General features: G+C 56.5%; 2 protein-coding genes. Both read right to left on the reverse strand.

From position 1 onward, the window contains the following. On the reverse strand, positions 1 to 214 hold a 214-nt coding region (locus P4L78_RS00010; protein ID WP_309326171.1), incomplete at its 3' end, for a hypothetical protein. Next, positions 205 to 1,188: DDE-type integrase/transposase/recombinase (locus P4L78_RS00015; protein WP_309326173.1), on the reverse strand; the 984-nt coding region annotated here is incomplete at its 5' end. The genes P4L78_RS00015 and P4L78_RS00010, both read right to left, overlap by 10 nt.

Below are 1,188 nucleotides of genomic sequence, written 5' to 3' on the forward strand. Positions count from 1 at the left end.
ACGGTTTTGTCTTGTCCTTCGCGGACTTGCCAGGCATTGCATACAGCACATAGTCGCCGACATCAAAGTCAACTGGACGCTTGCCTCTAGAAGGGTCCGCGCGTCGCTGTGTGAGCATGGCGTCAGTCACCTTTTCGCGCACGGCATAGAGGTGCTCACGTAGAGCCTCAGCTTTCGTGCGTATCGTAGCAGACGATACAGGTGTCAGACCCACCTCCTCCTCCTCGCTGAACGCAGCATCGTGAGCAGCTCACGAATTTCACGGTTGACTCGCTCCACTCGTCCATTACTCCACGGCGCGTACACCGCCGTAAAGTGATGGGAGATACCCAGAGCGTCACGCAACATTTTCATTACCCGGTTGTTGAAGTGGGATCCCTGGTCGGACACAAATGTGTGTACACGACCGTACCGAGAGAACCACCCAATCAACGCGTTCACTGCAGTCGATGCATCGGCACGAGCCGACGGCACCAACTCTACGAACCGGCTAAACCCATCCATTATGACCAGTGTATATTGATACTCGTGGTCTGTGGACGCGTCCGCCGCACGAACAAACATGAAATCAAAGTGCAGAACTTGATGAGCGCCGTTAGCGTGCAAGGTATCGCCCCAGGGACGCGGGACCTTTCGGCCACCACGTGCCCTCAGACAATGCAGGCACTGACGCACATAGGTTCTCACATCGTTCTCGATGTTCGGCCACACGAACCGTTCGTTCAGTAAACGGAGTGTGTTGTCAATGCCGCGGTGCCCAGCTTCGCCCTGGTGTGCGACCACACACAGGCGTTGCCGCAGGCTACGCGCATCCGGCACAAAGATTTGCCCGGCGTCATTGACTAACACTCTGTTGGTAATGTCCTCCTTTAGGCCGAACAACGCATGGTCAGCGAGCGAAACATGCTCCAGCTGGGCCTGCCGTATGTCGCCGAGGGAAGGAAAGTCAGTTGGGTCGAAACGGAGCAACTCAGCGTCAGCTGTTACAGCCTCACGAGAGGACACCATCCGCGCCGCACCTTCCTGCAGTTCACCAGTGTCAGCGGCACCTGCGTCTGCTACGCCAAGTGTGATCGCGCCACGGTCGAACTCAGGGTGTGCCCACCGACTAAACATATCTGCCACGACGTGAACCTCACCAGGTACATGGTGTATCTCGAAATTATAGCGAGACATGGTCACACGCCA

Source organism: Silvimonas sp., assembly GCF_031291215.1.
Taxonomy (GTDB): domain Bacteria; phylum Pseudomonadota; class Gammaproteobacteria; order Burkholderiales; family Chitinibacteraceae; genus Silvimonas; species Silvimonas soli.